The sequence below is a fragment of the Pseudomonas sp. PSB11 genome, assembly GCF_014596605.1.
Taxonomy (GTDB): domain Bacteria; phylum Pseudomonadota; class Gammaproteobacteria; order Pseudomonadales; family Pseudomonadaceae; genus Aquipseudomonas; species Aquipseudomonas umsongensis.
Genome location: NZ_NOIO01000002.1, coordinates 170,562 through 184,488, shown reverse-complemented (window position 1 = coordinate 184,488; position 13,927 = coordinate 170,562). Strand labels below are relative to the sequence as shown.

Annotated in this window: 17 protein-coding genes; 12 read left to right on the top strand and 5 right to left on the bottom strand. The window is 58.0% G+C overall.

Annotated elements, in window-relative coordinates:
- Positions 1–314: 314 nt before the first annotated feature.
- The 11 genes from CGA21_RS03865 to CGA21_RS03815 all read left to right on the top strand — a co-directional run bounded on the left by CGA21_RS03865 (position 315) and on the right by CGA21_RS03815 (position 9,289).
- Positions 315–1,091 carry a transporter substrate-binding domain-containing protein gene (locus tag CGA21_RS03865; RefSeq protein WP_188263573.1) on the top strand — a complete coding sequence of 259 codons (777 nt, stop codon included), beginning with the start codon at positions 315–317 and terminating at the stop codon, positions 1,089–1,091.
- A 64-nt stretch (positions 1,092–1,155) separates the two neighbouring features.
- Positions 1,156–1,833 carry an amino acid ABC transporter permease gene (locus CGA21_RS03860; RefSeq protein WP_020799005.1) on the top strand — a complete coding sequence of 226 codons (678 nt, stop codon included), beginning with the start codon at positions 1,156–1,158 and terminating at the stop codon, positions 1,831–1,833.
- Positions 1,830–2,564 carry an amino acid ABC transporter ATP-binding protein gene (locus tag CGA21_RS03855; protein WP_020799004.1) on the top strand — a complete coding sequence of 245 codons (735 nt, stop codon included), beginning with the start codon at positions 1,830–1,832 and terminating at the stop codon, positions 2,562–2,564. Before CGA21_RS03860 ends, CGA21_RS03855 begins: the two co-directional genes overlap by 4 nt.
- Positions 2,565–2,584: 20 nt before the next feature.
- Positions 2,585–3,820 carry a cysteine desulfurase-like protein gene (locus tag CGA21_RS03850; RefSeq protein WP_110753860.1) on the top strand — a complete coding sequence of 412 codons (1,236 nt, stop codon included), beginning with the start codon at positions 2,585–2,587 and terminating at the stop codon, positions 3,818–3,820.
- A 36-nt stretch (positions 3,821–3,856) separates the two neighbouring features.
- Positions 3,857–4,735 (top strand): MurR/RpiR family transcriptional regulator, encoded by an 879-nt coding sequence (locus CGA21_RS03845; protein ID WP_110753858.1) that lies wholly within the window; start codon positions 3,857–3,859, stop codon positions 4,733–4,735.
- Between the two features lie 53 nt (positions 4,736–4,788).
- Positions 4,789–5,685, top strand: coding sequence for an allantoinase PuuE (locus CGA21_RS03840; RefSeq protein WP_188263572.1), 897 nt, complete (start codon positions 4,789–4,791; stop codon positions 5,683–5,685).
- Positions 5,686–5,736: 51 nt separating this feature from the next.
- The gene (hydA, locus tag CGA21_RS03835; RefSeq protein WP_188263571.1) at positions 5,737–7,173 is read left to right on the top strand and encodes a dihydropyrimidinase; all 1,437 of its coding nucleotides are present in this window, start codon (positions 5,737–5,739) and stop codon (positions 7,171–7,173) included.
- Positions 7,170–7,916 carry a fumarylacetoacetate hydrolase family protein gene (locus CGA21_RS03830; protein WP_188263570.1) on the top strand — a complete coding sequence of 249 codons (747 nt, stop codon included), beginning with the start codon at positions 7,170–7,172 and terminating at the stop codon, positions 7,914–7,916. Before hydA ends, CGA21_RS03830 begins: the two co-directional genes overlap by 4 nt.
- Positions 7,917–8,251: 335 nt before the next feature.
- Positions 8,252–8,470, top strand: coding sequence for a hypothetical protein (locus tag CGA21_RS03825; protein WP_110753852.1), 219 nt, complete (start codon positions 8,252–8,254; stop codon positions 8,468–8,470).
- 284 nt (positions 8,471–8,754) lie between these two features.
- Positions 8,755–8,955, top strand: coding sequence for a hypothetical protein (locus CGA21_RS03820; protein WP_110753849.1), 201 nt, complete (start codon positions 8,755–8,757; stop codon positions 8,953–8,955).
- Between the two features lie 19 nt (positions 8,956–8,974).
- The gene (locus CGA21_RS03815) at positions 8,975–9,289 is read left to right on the top strand and encodes a hypothetical protein (protein ID WP_223193986.1); all 315 of its coding nucleotides are present in this window, start codon (positions 8,975–8,977) and stop codon (positions 9,287–9,289) included.
- Between the two features lie 178 nt (positions 9,290–9,467).
- On the opposite strand, the gene CGA21_RS03810 is transcribed toward CGA21_RS03815, so the two are convergent.
- The 3 genes from CGA21_RS03810 to CGA21_RS03800 all read right to left on the bottom strand — a co-directional run bounded on the left by CGA21_RS03810 (position 9,468) and on the right by CGA21_RS03800 (position 11,108).
- Positions 9,468–9,995, bottom strand: coding sequence for a hypothetical protein (locus tag CGA21_RS03810; protein WP_110753847.1), 528 nt, complete (start codon positions 9,993–9,995; stop codon positions 9,468–9,470).
- Between the two features lie 256 nt (positions 9,996–10,251).
- The gene (locus tag CGA21_RS03805; RefSeq protein WP_188263569.1) at positions 10,252–10,671 is read right to left on the bottom strand and encodes a DUF6691 family protein; all 420 of its coding nucleotides are present in this window, start codon (positions 10,669–10,671) and stop codon (positions 10,252–10,254) included.
- A gap of 2 nt (positions 10,672–10,673) precedes the next feature.
- Entirely contained in the window at positions 10,674–11,108 is a 435-nt protein-coding gene (locus tag CGA21_RS03800; protein WP_188263568.1) for a YeeE/YedE family protein, read from the bottom strand.
- A 371-nt stretch (positions 11,109–11,479) separates the two neighbouring features.
- On the opposite strand from CGA21_RS03800, the gene CGA21_RS03795 reads away from it, so the two are divergent.
- The gene (locus CGA21_RS03795; protein WP_188263567.1) at positions 11,480–11,749 is read left to right on the top strand and encodes a hypothetical protein; all 270 of its coding nucleotides are present in this window, start codon (positions 11,480–11,482) and stop codon (positions 11,747–11,749) included.
- A gap of 169 nt (positions 11,750–11,918) precedes the next feature.
- Here CGA21_RS03795 and CGA21_RS03790 read toward each other — a convergent pair whose 3' ends face one another.
- Together CGA21_RS03790 and CGA21_RS03785 are read right to left on the bottom strand one after the other, a co-directional pair.
- Positions 11,919–12,290 (bottom strand): c-type cytochrome, encoded by a 372-nt coding sequence (locus tag CGA21_RS03790; protein ID WP_188263566.1) that lies wholly within the window; start codon positions 12,288–12,290, stop codon positions 11,919–11,921.
- Between the two features lie 59 nt (positions 12,291–12,349).
- Positions 12,350–13,918 (bottom strand): FAD-binding oxidoreductase, encoded by a 1,569-nt coding sequence (locus CGA21_RS03785; protein ID WP_110753826.1) that lies wholly within the window; start codon positions 13,916–13,918, stop codon positions 12,350–12,352.
- Positions 13,919–13,927 lie beyond the last annotated feature (9 nt).

The following is a 13,927-nucleotide window of genomic DNA, read 5'->3' as shown; positions in this document are numbered from 1 at the left end:
GTTCCACCTGGCGGTTGGCGAAAAGCTGTTTTTGGCTGATTGCGGGCTCTTGCGAAGGGCGGCGGTCGACTGTCACCAGAAACTGGCTGTTTTTTGCCCGCCGCGAAGTCTGCTGCGCGTGGCCACCTTGGTCGGTTACGACCGTCACCAGCCCTTAGGACGTGACCTTTAAAGAAAACTGAACACGGCGATGGAGTAAAAAATTCACAGATAAGTGGTATTGAAATAAATAATCCACTGATTTACTCTCGATCCCACGTTGCACGAGATCAACCGCTGTTAGCACCTAAAAAAACAAACAATCGGGAGCAAACATGAAAGCGAAAGTGATGTTGGGATTGTTCATGACCGCCGCCGTTGCACTGCCGGCCTGGTCAGCTGACTGGACGGTAGGGGCTAACGTTGGCAACGTGCCCTGGGAGTTTCAGGACGCCAAAGGGGAGTTCGTCGGCTTCGAGGTCGATGTTGTAAAAGAGGTGGCCAAGCGCGCCGGGAAAAGCGTCGAGTTCGTCAATATTCCATTCAATGGCCTGTTCAGTGCCGTGCAATCCAAGCGTGTCGAGATCGCTATCTCCTCCATCACCATCACCCCTAAACGCCTCGAGTCAGTTGCCTTCGCACAGCCTTATTTCGACAGCGATCAGTCCCTTACTGCGCTGACCACGTCCAAGGTCAAGAGCCTGGCTGATATGAACAATAAGGTCGTTGGCGTCGATACCGGCTCAACCGGTGACATGTGGATTGGCCAACACAAGGACGAGTACAAGTTCGCCGACGTCTCGCGTTATGAGGGGCTGTCGCCGGCCATGCTTGATCTGGCTTCCGGGCGCATCGATGGCTACCTCAGCGACATTCCCGCGGTGCTCTACTACATCAAGGACAAGCCGCAATACACCATCGTCGCTCGCATTCCTACCGGTGAGCGCTACTCGCTGATGCACGCCAAAGGCTGGGCGATGAGCGATCAGGTCAACGATATCATCAGCAAGATGAAAGAAGACGGCACACTCGGAAAGATCCACAAAGAATGGTTTGGCACCGACGCGGCTAAAGACTCGAGCACTCTGCAAGTGACCGCTGTTCTCAAGTAGGTCTTGCTGCTGTTGCATGAAAGTGGCGACGCCCGTTCGCCACTTGTATTGACCGAGGTATCCCATGGATCTTTTGCAGACATTTTTTAATTGGAATGTGCTCATCGAGTCACTTCCTCTGATGATGCGTGGTCTGGGCGTCACCATTCTGCTTGGAGTGGTAAGTATTGCCCTGGGCCTGGTGGGTGGGCTGTTGCTGGCGCTGTTGAGGTTGTATTCCTACGCACCCGTTCGGGCGCTGGCACGTATCTACATCGATATCATGCGCTCCATTCCATTGCTGGTTTTGCTGGTACTGATCTATTACGCACTGCCTTTTGTGGGTATCCGGCTGTCGTCTTTTGCGGCTGCTGCCAGTGCGCTCTCGCTTGTGTCCTGCGCTTACAGCGCGGAGATTTTTCGGTCGGGTATCGAGGCGATTCCCCGTGGCCAGTTTGAAGCCTCGGCATCTCAAGGCATGAGTTTTTTCAACACCATGCGCGACGTCGTTTTACCCCAGGCCATACGCATCGTAATGCCGCCCATGACGAGCAATTGCATCAACGTCATGAAAGACACGGCGCTTGCCTCGGTGGTCGCAATGCCTGACTTGTTGAAACAGGCCACCCAGGCGCAGGCGTTGGCTGCCAACCCGACACCGCTGGTAGGGGCTGCCTTGCTGTACCTGTTGCTGCTGTTGCCGTTGGTGCAAATGGTCAGCTGGGTTGAGCGTCGTAATGCCTCGGGAGGAAAAACCGCATGAGCACGTTGATCGACATCGAAAAGCTAGACAAGTACTACGGCAGCTTCAAAGCGTTGAGTGATATCAACCTGCAGGTTGAAGAAGGTGAAGTGGTAGTCATTCTTGGCCCGTCCGGCTCGGGGAAATCGACCTTGATCCGCTGCATCAATCTGCTTGAAGACTATCAGCAAGGCCATATCCGTGTGGCAGGCGAACGGGTCGAAAACGGCCCGCGACTCGCCGCCATTCGCAGCGAAGTCGGCATGGTGTTTCAAAGCTTCAACCTCTACCCGCACCTCAGTGTTCTCGACAATGTGTCGCTGGCGCCGATCCGGGTGCGGGGCTTGAGTCGGCGTGATGCCCATGCCCGGGCCAAGGAATTATTGGTCAAGGTCGGCATGGCCGATCATGCGCACAAATACCCCAGCCAACTGTCTGGCGGCCAACAACAGCGTGTGGCAATCGCCCGCACCATGGCCATGGAGCCTCGGGCGATTCTGTTCGATGAGCCGACTTCCGCGCTGGACCCGGAAATGGTTGGCGAGGTGCTCGATGTCATGCAAAACCTCGCTCGCTCCGGTGTCACGATGGTTGTGGTCACTCATGAAATGGGCTTTGCCCGTCGGGTCGCCGATCGGGTCATTTTCATGGAAAGCGGACGCATTGTTGAGCAGAACATCCCTGAACCGTTTTTTACCGCACCTAAGGAAACACGCACACAAGCGTTCCTGCAGGCCATCCTGCATCACTGAATCCGGCTGGAGAAAGTAGAGTGAATCCTCTCGATATCGATTACGTTCGCAAGCAATTTCCAGGTCTGGCCGGCGGCTTTGCCTACATGGATAACGCCGGTGGTTCGATGGTGCTGAGCACCGTGGCGCAAAGGGTCAGCGATTACTTGCTTAACAACAGTGTGCAACTGGGCGCGTCCTACCAGGCTTCCGTCGACGCTGGCGAGCGAGTGATGCAGGCACGTCACTCGGTCATGCAATTGATCAACGCCGAGCATCCCGAAGAAGTAATCATGGGCGGCTCGACCACCCACCTGTTGCAAATCCTGTGTCGCGCCATCGCCCCGTCAATCGTCCCGGGCGATGAAATCATCGTCACCAATTGCGATCATGAAGCGAACATCGGTCCATGGGTCAAGTTGTGCGAAAGCCGTGGCGCGACCTTGCGCGTGTGGCAAGTCAATCCCGACACTTGTGAACTCGAACTGGATGACCTGCAGGTTCTGTTGAATGACAACACCCGCTATGTGGCGATGACCCACACCTCGAATATTCTTGGTTCAGTCAATCCGGTCGCCGAAGTGGCGCGGCGTGTCCATGCAGTGGGCGCCAGGTTGTGCGTGGACGCCGTCGCTTATGCGCCACACCGACTGGTGGATGTGCAGGCCAGCGGTGCCGATTTCTACGTCTACAGCTTCTATAAAACGTTCGGCCCGCACTTTGCCGTGCTCTGGGGGCGTCGTCATCTGTTGCTTGAATTGCCGAGCCTGAACCACTTTTTCATCGGCCAGGACGTGGTGCCTTACAAATTGCAGCCGGGCAACGTCAACTACGAGTTGTCATTCGGTTGCATCGGTATCACCGACTACCTGCTCGACATCAGCACCCGTCTTGGCGCCCAAGGCAGCGAGCGCAAGTGCATGCAGGCTGCGTTCGATGCCTTCGAGGTGCAGGAAGATTTGCTCGCCGAGCGCTTGCTGGCGTTTTTGCGCCAGCGCGAGGGCGTTCGCATCATTGGCAAGGCACATATCCGCAATCGGGTACCTACGATCAGTTTCGTGGTTGAGGGGGTTCAGTCGGAGGCCATTGTGCGCAGGGTGGATGAGCACCGGATCGGCATTCGCTTTGGTGACTTCTATGCGCGGCGGCTTATCGAAGCCCTCGGGCTTGATCGGTTCGGCGGGGTAGTGCGAGTGTCGTTGGCGCATTACAACACGCTGGAAGAAGTCGACCGTCTTATCACTGCGCTGGATCAAGCAATCGATGCGTTGCGTTGACAGGCCTACACCCTTCTAATTTGACGAGCCTTCATCATGGCCTTACCTGAAACCCTTGCAGAGCTGCGTGACTGTATAGCGGCACAGCACGAACACCTGACCGGTCGCTTGCGCGATGCTGCCCGATTCCTGATCGACAACCCGCATGAGATCGCACTCAGCACGGTAGCCGAACTGGGTAAGCGTTCGAGTATCGCGCCTACCGCTTATATCCGGCTGGCTCAGGCCCTTGGCTTTGCAGGTTTCAAGGATTTGCAGCGGCTGTTCCGTGCACCGCTGCAACAGGCCGCCGACTCCCACAGCGAACGCAGTGAACGCATTCGACACTACGGCGGTGAGACGTTGCTGGAGGACCCGAGTGACGTCGGCGCGATTTTGCGCGAATTCAGTCAGGCCAATATCGTTTCCCTGGAACACCTGGCTGAAGGGGGGGAGCAGGCCAATATCGAAGCGGCCATCGCTCATCTGCAAGTGGCGCGAACCACCTTCGTTATCGGCATGCGTCGCGCCTTTCCGGTGGCGGCGTATCTGAGCTATGCATTGAGTCGTGTGGGCCGCAGAACCGTGCACATCAGCGGTGCTGGCGGCACCTTGCCTGAGCAGGTCAGCGCCATTGCCGATGATGATTTATTGATAGCTGTGAGCTTTCCGCCGTACGCCAATGACACCGTTGAGGCTTGTCGCCAGGCGCGCCAGGCAGGCGTGACGCTGGTGGCGATCACTGACAGCGTTCTGAGCCCCATCGGGCAGATGGCCGATACCGTGATTGAGGTTAACGACGCTGAACTGCTGGGCTTTCGTTCGCTTACCGCGTCGTTCTGTATTGCGCAATCCCTGGCCATGGGGCTGGCCTTTAGCGAGTGGCAATCGGATAGCACCTTCAGTCATGACCGACTGAAAGAGATCGACTGCTAAGTCGCTACCTTCGCTACGTACTTTTTAACCCGTCACTTCAGGAGACAATCCCGATGGTTTCACCTGCACGCGATTTAGTGGGTTACGGTAGAAAACGCCCGCAAGGCACCTGGCCGAATGGCGCACGATTGGCCATCAGCCTGGTGATCAACTACGAAGAAGGTTCCGAACGCTCGCTCGCCATGGGCGACCCGGACCAGGAGTCCATGACCGAATGGGGTAGCTATTCAATACCCGACGGCACACGCAATCTGGCGATGGAGTCCATGTATGAGTACGGCTCGCGCGTGGGTATCTGGCGAATTCTGGATATGCTCGATCAGCAATCGGTAAGGGCAACGTTTCATGCCTGCGCTGTGGCCTTTGAGCAGAATCCCGATGTTGCTCGCGCTGCAGTGGCCGGTGGTCACGAAATTTGCAGTCACGGGTATCGCTGGGAGGAGGTGTTTCGCCTGACTGAAGAGCAGGAACGTGAACACATGCGCTTGGCCATCGAGTCCTTCGTGCGCACCTGTGGCAAGCGTCCTGTTGGTTGGTATTGCCGCTATGGCGCCAGCGTCAACACCCGCCGCCTGGTCGCCGAGGAGGGCGGTTTCCTTTACGACTCCGATGCCTATAACGACGATGTTCCCTACTTCGTCGAGGTCGAGGGCAAGCGGCACCTCGTGGTGCCCTACACCGCCGATGTGAACGATTTCCGCTACTGGAATTCTCCGGGGCTTTCCCAGGCATCGGACTTTTTCGAGTACATGAAAGAAAGCTTTGAAGTCCTTTACGAGGAATCCGCTGAAGGGCCACGGATGATGTCGATCGGGCTGCACCCACGCATGGTAGGCCGTCCCGGGCGGGTCAGGGCGATCAAGCAATTCATCGAGTATGCCAGGCAATACGGTGGTGTCTGGTTTGCCACGCGGGAAGAGATCGCCCGTGCCTGGCTTGAGCGCGGTTGATTGCGTGGCAATCACGCTCGCTCAACCACAGTCATTTCAAGGCGGCCTGGTATGCAATCTTTTGATACGGTGATTCGCAACGCCCGGGTGGTGACCGCCGCGGACACGTTTACCAGCGATATCGGTATTCGGGATGGGCGCATCGTCTCCCTTGGCCTGGACCTGCCGCCAGGTCACCAGGAAATCGACGCGGCAGGCCGGCATGTCACCCCCGGTGGCATCGACAGCCACGTGCACCTCGACCAGCCGACCGGCGACGGCTCGGTGATGGCCGACGACTTCTTCAGCGGCACGGTCTCGGCGGCCTGCGGTGGCACCACCACCGTCATCCCGTTCGCCTGTCAGCAGAAGGGCGAAAGCTTGCGCTCTGCCGTCGATGACTACCATCGTCGGGCGGGGAACAAGCCGGTGATCGATTATGCCTTTCACCTGATCGTCACCGATCCCACGCCGAAGGTGCTGCGTGAAGAACTGCCGGCCTTGATTGCTGAAGGCTATACATCGTTCAAGATCTACATGACCTACGATGCGCTGAAGCTGGGCGACCGGGAGATTCTCGAGACGTTGTCGGTCGCGCGCCGCGAGGGCGCCATGGTGATGCTCCACGCCGAGAACAGCGATTGCATCGCCTGGCTGACCGAGCGGCTGCTGGCGGCCGGGCTGACTGCGCCACGCTACCACGCCGCGTCGCGGCCGATGCTGGTGGAGCGCGAAGCGACCCATCGCGCCATCGCCCTTGCCGAGCTGGTGGATGTGCCGATCCTGATCGTGCATGTGTCGGGTCGCGAGGCCGTTGAGCAGATTCGCTGGGCCCAGAGTCAGGGGTTGAAGGTGTACGCCGAAACCTGCCCGCAGTACCTGTTCCTGACCGCCGCCTCGCTGGGGTGTGACGACAGCTTCGAAGGTGCCAAGTGCGTCTGCAGCCCGCCGCCGCGCGATGCCGCCAACCAGCAGGTGATCTGGGATGGCCTGGAGAACGGTTCTTTCGAGATTTTCTCGTCAGACCACGCACCCTTTCGCTTCGATGGCCCTGATGGCAAGAAGGCTCACGGTGAAGAAGTGTCGTTCGACCAGATCGCCAACGGCATTCCCGGTGTCGAAACCCGCATGGCATTGCTCTGGTCCGAAGGCGTGCGTTGCGGGCGCATTACCCCGCAAAGCTTTGTTGCGCTGACCTCCACTAATGCCGCCAAGATGTATGGGTTGTACCCGCGCAAGGGCAGCATCGCTATTGGTGCCGATGCCGACCTGGTGATCTGGAACGAAGGAAAGCCGGTGCACCTGTGCAACGAAATGCTGCACCACAACGTCGATTACACGCCTTACGCCGGCATGACGCTGAGCGCCTGGCCGGCCATGACCCTGTCTCGCGGTGAGGTGGTCTGGGACGGCGAGCCGCGCGGTGAGGCGGGGCGGGGCCGGTTTCTGCCGTGCGAGCGCCCGGCGCCGGCGCAACTGCGCCGACGCAAGACTGAGTTGCCATTGTGAGTGCGGTCGCGCAGGTCGCCGCCGCCCTGATTCGTGGTTGGCGTGAGGGGCGCCAGCAACCGTTGCCAACCATGGAACTGGCTAACGAAGCCCAAGCCTATGCCGTGCAGCATCAGGTCGCGAATGCCCTCGGCTGGTTCGCCGACGGGCCGCCAGCGGCCTGGAAACTGGGCGGCGCACCGGGAGGGCTGATCAGCGCCGCCGGGGTACCGGCAATGGCGATACACCCCTGCGGTTGGCAGGTTCCGCCGGGCGATGCCTTTGGTTTCGGGATCGAGGGAGAGCTGATCGTGCGCCTGTCGCGCGACCTCGACCAGCACACGGATCTGGCCATGGCCCGTGCGGCGGTCGATGTCTGGATGCCGGGCATCGAACTGTGTGGTACGCGCTGGCTGCAGGGCGCTCAGGCCGCGCCACTGCTTCGGCTGGCCGACCAGCAACTCAACTGCGCGCTGGTACTCGGTGCACCGCAAACGCTGGGGAAAATGCCGGATTGGTCAAGACAACAGGCGGTGTTGCGGGTAGACGGAAAGCCTGAGTTTGTCGGCGTTGGCAGCCATCCATTCGGTGAGCCGCTGAGTTCGCTGCCGTGGTTGGCGCGTCACGCTGCGGCACTGGGCAACCCTTTGCGAGCCGGTGACCTGGTGGCTTGTGGTAGCTGGACCGGTATCTACTGGGCATCGGCCGGGATGCAAGTGGAAGTCGAGTTTGCCGCAATAGGGCGGGTTGTCTTGTCGACTTGATTTTAAAGGTCGCTTTTGGCCCCTTTTGGCCGACAGCTGCGACCCTGCACGGGGCTATCCCGGCCACCTAAGGGCCTGGCTTGGCTGGAACTGGGCTAGCCGAAGTCGGGCGGCTTTGACCCCGTTCCAGTTTTGAAACCTAAGTTCGATTGCTGACCTCTGCCAAGTTCTTATGAGACAGAGCCATCTTGATGATTTTTTTTCATTGAATGCCCCATGTCGCGCATGGCGGTCGGCATTGGGTTGAGAGGGGGAAGTTAACCGTTCGTCAGTGCTTACGCACGATCAGCCAATTGGCAAGTCGATGAAGTAGCCCAAAAAAAGAAAGGTTCCTTATGCGACCGCTAATCCTCGATTTGCCGAATGGGCGTGAGCTCGCAAATGAACTTGATCTTGCTATTGAGCAGATGATGGCCATCTCGGTCGAGCTAATTGGTGGCGCAGAGTGGCTCGCGGCCTCCACCAGGCAGCAGCAAGCCTTCCAAAAATGGCGAGAGTATCTTCAGCTCATGGCTGATGGGCGAGTGCATGTCGACTCATTAAAAGTTGCCTGAATTTATGGCTCCTTGTAGTTGAGCCATGAAGTACTCCTTAGTTTTCCAGCAGCCTGACGTCGTTTTCCTTGAGGCTTTCATCTGCGCCTCGATCTTGCGATGCACATAGCGCGGTTGTTTCGCCTGCGAACGCTATTCGAGGTGTATACAGAGAGTAGGGCACGATGTTTTTCGTGGATGTTTGTCTTTCTCGCCCTGGTGAGACCATGACTCAGGCAGTATTCCACCCTTTAAGGGCCTTCGCATCAGCATTCGATAGTGCGTGACGCTCGAGGAAATAAGTTATGACATTCAACGACGAGTTCAGACTTGCTACGTACAAGCTGCTGCTTGAGTTGGATGCTTCAACTACAAGCATGATGCTGCTGGTCTCTTCACGAGACACGGCGGGGATCGATTGGGATCTGGCCGTTCAGAGGCATCGCGATGCTTTTGAGGTCTGGAACTCTTTCCTCAATCAGCCAGTCCCCAAGGCGTACATTTGAACGCAAGGCATAGCCTAAAATGAACGACAGACGCCGTGAAGATCAGGTGTTGAGTTCAGCTACATTTGAGCAATCAGCCAAACAGGTGAAGCTCATGACTTGCTTGATTTGCAACGGGCCTGCAACGGCAATTGATGCTGATGAGGATTATCTGGAGAGGGCCTGTCCGAAGTGCGGGCATTATCGAATCACCGGTGCGGCGCTTGTGCTGATAAAAGCCCACGGCTGGCACTTTGACGTGGAGCTGGCCCGGAAGTGGATCGCGGATCATCAGGGATCTGGCATGATTCCAATCATCGATTCGCACCAGGCACCCCGCTTGATCGACGTTTAGATTCACTTCATGTTGCTTTTGCGACAGTCTGGCGAAAGACGGGAAGGGCACCAGCCTGCTCGCGCACAGCCGTCCTGACCGCTGTGGCGTAACTCCAGAGGTTGCTGCCGTCGAACCGCTAAGGGCCGAGATAGCCGGGACGCAGCGGTTCGCCGATGCAGCTGTAATTTTGGAGTTCTTACTGCCCGGGCTTGGCTGGCGGCTGTCCCTGCATGTAGTTCTGATGCCACATCATGTGATCCATCATCATTTGTTGCATCCCGGTGTACCTTTCCATCATGTACTGGCGTTGACTCTTTTGCTCCGGGGTCAGGTTCGAGTAGTCGTGCCAGCCCATCGTGTGGTCAGCACCCATCATGTGGTCGCCACCCATCATGTGTTCTTTGCCCATCATGCCACCACCTGCGCTTCCCATCATTCCCGGCCCCCACATGCCATTCATCATGCTCATCCCGTGTTGCATCGTTTTCCAATGCTCCTGAAGGAGCTTCTGCCGTTGCTGGGGATCCTGGGTTTGCTGGATTTTCTCCATCTGTGCCTGCATCTTCTTGAAGGTGTCTTGCGCCTGAGCCATCTGTTTATCGAACTCGGCAACATTCGGCGTCTGCTGCTGCGTCTGGGTCGGTTGAGATGGCTCGGCTGCCAGGGCCCAAGCGGGGGTTAGGGATGCGACGAAGAAAAGCACGGCCAATTTGCTATTTTTCATGTCTGGCTGCCTTGGGTGGGGGTGAGCTGAACCCGATTCTGAGTTAACCGTTTGCGGAATGTGCGTTAGCCCGTATTCGCCAACATCACGGATTTCAGCATGACGATCGCCTGTGACCCCTCACTAGTTAACAGGCCTGTCAAAAACAACCTTGATATTTATCAGATACCGAAGGGGTCTTTGGCAAACGCATCTTTGCGCCAGCCAACGCTGCAGCAGTGCCCGCGCCATCGACCTTTCATGGGCAACCAACCGATCAATGGCTGCGTCGGGACTCCAGCGCAGTGAACAACAGCATTCCCGCCAGCATGGCTAACATGAATACGATGGCTTGCCAGTGCCCGGTCAACAGTATGACTACAGCAGGACCTGGACAGATCCCGGCTATTCCCCAACCAATGCCGAATAACAGGCTGCCGCCAACCAGGCGCGGGTCCAGTTCACGCTTGACCGGTAGCTGCATTGGCCGTCCCAGCAGCGAGCTGGATTGTCGGCGTGCCCAGGTCAGGGGGCCAATGGCGACACCAATCGCGCCAACCATGACCAGCGCCAGGGAAGGATCCCAGGCACCGGTCAGATCCAGGAACGCCAATACTTTTCCCGGGTTGGCCATGCCTGCCAACAGAAGGCCGAAGCCGAACAGCAAGCCGGCAATGAATGCGCTCAGTTTGATCATGATCAGCCCCCCAGCAGATGACGCAAGACATACACCGTGGCGAAACCACTGAACATGAAGCACGCGGTGGCAACCATCGATCGCCGCGACAAGCGCGATATGCCGCACACCCCATGGCCACTGGTGCAACCGGAACCGTACCGTGTGCCGATGCCCACCAATGCACCGGCAACCACCAGTCCGAACCCGCCACTGTGGAACTCAATTCGCGGCAGCGTGGCGAACAAGCCCCATAGCAGCGGCGCGATGAGCAGGCCCAGGAGAAACAGTGCTTTCTCACTCACCCCCTCGCTTCTACGCTGTAAAAGACTGCCGATCAGACCGCTTATGCCTGCAATACGCCCGTTGGCGACCACGAACAGACTGGCCGCCAAGCCGATCAAGGCGCCGCCTGCGAGGGATGACCAGGGGGTGAAGTTGAGCCAGTCGATAGTCATGAAGTTTCTCCGGCGCAAATGTAGACAAAAGCGAAGGGTGCCAAGTGTTAATGTTTGGAACAGTCACGCATATTCGTACTGGTCAATAATCTAGCTCATCTCGGATGCCGGGGGTGTTTGCCTCGATCTGCAATACCTGTTGGAGCATGAGGGCAGTACATCTTCCAGTCTCGATGACACAGAGGCTGAAGCGTTTCGTGGAGTGCTCGCAGTTATCTAAAATGTTCGGGCTTAGGTCATCCAGATCGCCACGTCTGTCATTACTTGCCGAAGCAATGACATTAAGCAAGGCGGAATTGCCGGGCATCTCCGGGCGGTGGAGGGTGGGAGTAGATCAGCTACAGTTGATAGGTAATCCAGAAGGAGCAGCTATGAGCATCACGGTCTGTGTCGTATGTCGCGAGAGTGCCGAGAAAGCCTTTCCCGTAGGCAGTTTTGATGAATTTAAATGTCCGAACTGCGGCTACTACTCAGTCAATCGGCAGTTGCTTGAGGAAATGGCGGCAGCAAAGCAAACATTTGACACCGAGCGTACCCAGCAATACTTGAAGACCCGGCTTCGGTCAGACCCGGTGCCAGCGATTTCGCGTGCCGAGGCTGCGGAGCATGAGTTGATTGCGGCGAACGAACGTAACAGGTGAGGGTGAGTCAGGGGCAGTTGTTGGCCCCCGCAGTTGCGATGTCTCCTTTCCCCCTCGCCAAGGGAGGGGGAAATAAATCTGTTCCTTTTGAATAGTGGCCGTTTTGACCTCACCAGAATTCGCACCGTTCCTGTTGAGGGGGGAACGTCCTATCGGGCCCGCAATCTATTCACCTCAAACTCTTCAAATAGGCAATCAGATCCTGACGACTCTGGCTATCGGCCTGGCCGGCAAACATCATCACATTGCCCGGCACCAGGCTGGCAGGACTGGTCAGCCACTTGTCCAGATTAACGTCATCCCACTTCAGGCTGGCGCCTTGCAGGGCGGCGGAATAGGTAAAGGCTGGGGCCTGGGCGCTGGTGCGATCGAATACGCCGTGCAGGCTCGGCCCCATCAGGTTCTTGCCCGCTTCGGGGCTGTGGCAGAAGCCGCACTGAGTCTTGAACAGGGCTTGGCCCTGAGCGACGTCGCCTTGGGCCAGTGTCAGAGGGGCGGCCAGCGCCAGCGCGCCGGCCACCAGAAATTGTGTGTAGGTCATTGTGTTCCCTGTCAATAAAAGGCCCCGCCAGGACAGACCTGGCGGAGCCGCAAGCGCAATCAGAATGAGTTGGCGAGGTCGATGCCCGACTTGCCCGGCGCCAGGATGTTGTTCGGGTCCAGCGCACGCTTGATGGCATGTTCAAGCTTGCGTTTGACCGGGCCGTAGCTCTGCGCGACTCGATCCTGGAAGGCGGTATTGACGCGGTAGACGGCGTAGCCTTCCTTCTCGAACACATCCAGCAACTCGGCGAAGCAGGCGTTCGCGCGCTGGGTCTCTTCGGGGTTGGTGCGGTCATATAAAACGTCGATGACGTGGTGCATGTCGCGCCAGCCGACGATGAACTCGCCGACGTAGTCCAGGCCGTGTTTGTTGAGGGTCTTCTTGGCCAGGGCCTGCTGTTTGTCGCACTCGCTGCCCCGGGCCTGGCTCACCGGTGCGAACCACATCGAGCCGCCACCGCCACGCCAGTTGTACAGGCCGAATTCCTGCAGGTTAGGCACGCCGGACATCAATTGGGCGCGGTACTTGAACGGCTGGGTATCACCCGCTTCTTCCTGGGTGACGATCCGGCCTTTGCCCAGTTGCTTGAGGGCGCCGGTGACGATGTTCCAGTTGACGTCGACCTGCTCCTTGGTGCCATACAGCGCGGCGTAGACGTTCCAGGCGCCGAGGTTCTTGTCTTTCTGGATTTGCTTGAGGATCGCGTCGGGGGTCGCGCCCGGCTCGCTGGTGTAGTCGGAGCGGCGGGTGTTGCAGGTGGAGGCTTCCCAGAGTACGCCAGCGATCACTACCGAATTGGGAATGACCTGGGCGATGCGCAACGGGCGGATGAATTCGACGATCTCGGCGATGTCCGATTCGTTCTCGAACTTGATCTCGAACGGTTTGAAAACCGGAGGTTTTGGCATCAGCCAGAAGCCCATCTTCGTGCAGATACCGTAGTTGGCCTGGGTGAACATGCCATCCAGGGTCGGGCCATAGCCCCACTTGAATACCTGCCAGGCATTGTCGCCTTTTACGCCGCCCATGCCGGTGCGGTACACATCGCCGTTGGCCAGCACAACCTCCATGCCGCACTGCATCAGGAAGTGTTCGCCGTAGGGTGTGTAACCCACGCCGCGATCCATGGTGTTGCCCAAGGGGCCGGCGATGGCCGACGGCGCGGAGAACGACAGCATCAAGGGCAGGTTGTGTTCCTGGATGTAGTCGTAGAGCTGCTGATAGGTCACGCCCGGCTCGACCAGGGCGGTACACAGTTCAGGGTCGACGTGGAGGATTTTGTTCATCTTCTTCAGGTCGAGAATGATCTGTCCGCGCTGGCCTGGTGCTGCCGAGCCGTAACCGAAGTTGCGACCTGTGGAGATAGTCCACACCGGGATCTTGTGTTCGTTGCAGATCTTCACCACGCCCTGCACCTGTTCGACGGTGGTGGCGGTGACGGCGGCAGACGGCGTGTGCCCGGCATTGTCCACGGCCATCATGATCTTGGCGTAGGGGATCAGTTGATCGTCTTTGACCAGGACGTTGTCATCGCCCAGCAGTTTGCGGAACTTGGCGATGGCTTGCTCGAAGTTTGCGCTGTCGACGCCGCGCGGGAGCAGGGTCTTGTTGTTTTGCTCAGTCATTGGATTAGC

Bases quoted from the DNA above. Each gene is read 5' to 3' on its own strand.
- CGA21_RS03865 (WP_188263573.1), top strand. From the start codon at position 315: ATGAAAGCGAAAGTGATGTTGGGATTGTTCATGACCGCCGCCGTTGCA.
- CGA21_RS03860 (WP_020799005.1), top strand. From the start codon at position 1,156: ATGGATCTTTTGCAGACATTTTTTAATTGGAATGTGCTCATCGAGTCA.
- CGA21_RS03855 (WP_020799004.1), top strand. From the start codon at position 1,830: ATGAGCACGTTGATCGACATCGAAAAGCTAGACAAGTACTACGGCAGC.
- CGA21_RS03845 (WP_110753858.1), top strand. From the start codon at position 3,857: ATGGCCTTACCTGAAACCCTTGCAGAGCTGCGTGACTGTATAGCGGCA.
- CGA21_RS03840 (WP_188263572.1), top strand. From the start codon at position 4,789: ATGGTTTCACCTGCACGCGATTTAGTGGGTTACGGTAGAAAACGCCCG.
- hydA (WP_188263571.1), top strand. From the start codon at position 5,737: ATGCAATCTTTTGATACGGTGATTCGCAACGCCCGGGTGGTGACCGCC.
- CGA21_RS03825 (WP_110753852.1), top strand. From the start codon at position 8,252: ATGCGACCGCTAATCCTCGATTTGCCGAATGGGCGTGAGCTCGCAAAT.
- CGA21_RS03820 (WP_110753849.1), top strand. From the start codon at position 8,755: ATGACATTCAACGACGAGTTCAGACTTGCTACGTACAAGCTGCTGCTT.
- CGA21_RS03815 (WP_223193986.1), top strand. From the start codon at position 8,975: ATGAACGACAGACGCCGTGAAGATCAGGTGTTGAGTTCAGCTACATTT.
- CGA21_RS03810 (WP_110753847.1), bottom strand. From the start codon at position 9,995: ATGAAAAATAGCAAATTGGCCGTGCTTTTCTTCGTCGCATCCCTAACC.
- CGA21_RS03805 (WP_188263569.1), bottom strand. From the start codon at position 10,671: ATGATCAAACTGAGCGCATTCATTGCCGGCTTGCTGTTCGGCTTCGGC.
- CGA21_RS03800 (WP_188263568.1), bottom strand. From the start codon at position 11,108: ATGACTATCGACTGGCTCAACTTCACCCCCTGGTCATCCCTCGCAGGC.
- CGA21_RS03795 (WP_188263567.1), top strand. From the start codon at position 11,480: ATGAGCATCACGGTCTGTGTCGTATGTCGCGAGAGTGCCGAGAAAGCC.
- CGA21_RS03790 (WP_188263566.1), bottom strand. From the start codon at position 12,290: ATGACCTACACACAATTTCTGGTGGCCGGCGCGCTGGCGCTGGCCGCC.
- CGA21_RS03785 (WP_110753826.1), bottom strand. From the start codon at position 13,918: ATGACTGAGCAAAACAACAAGACCCTGCTCCCGCGCGGCGTCGACAGC.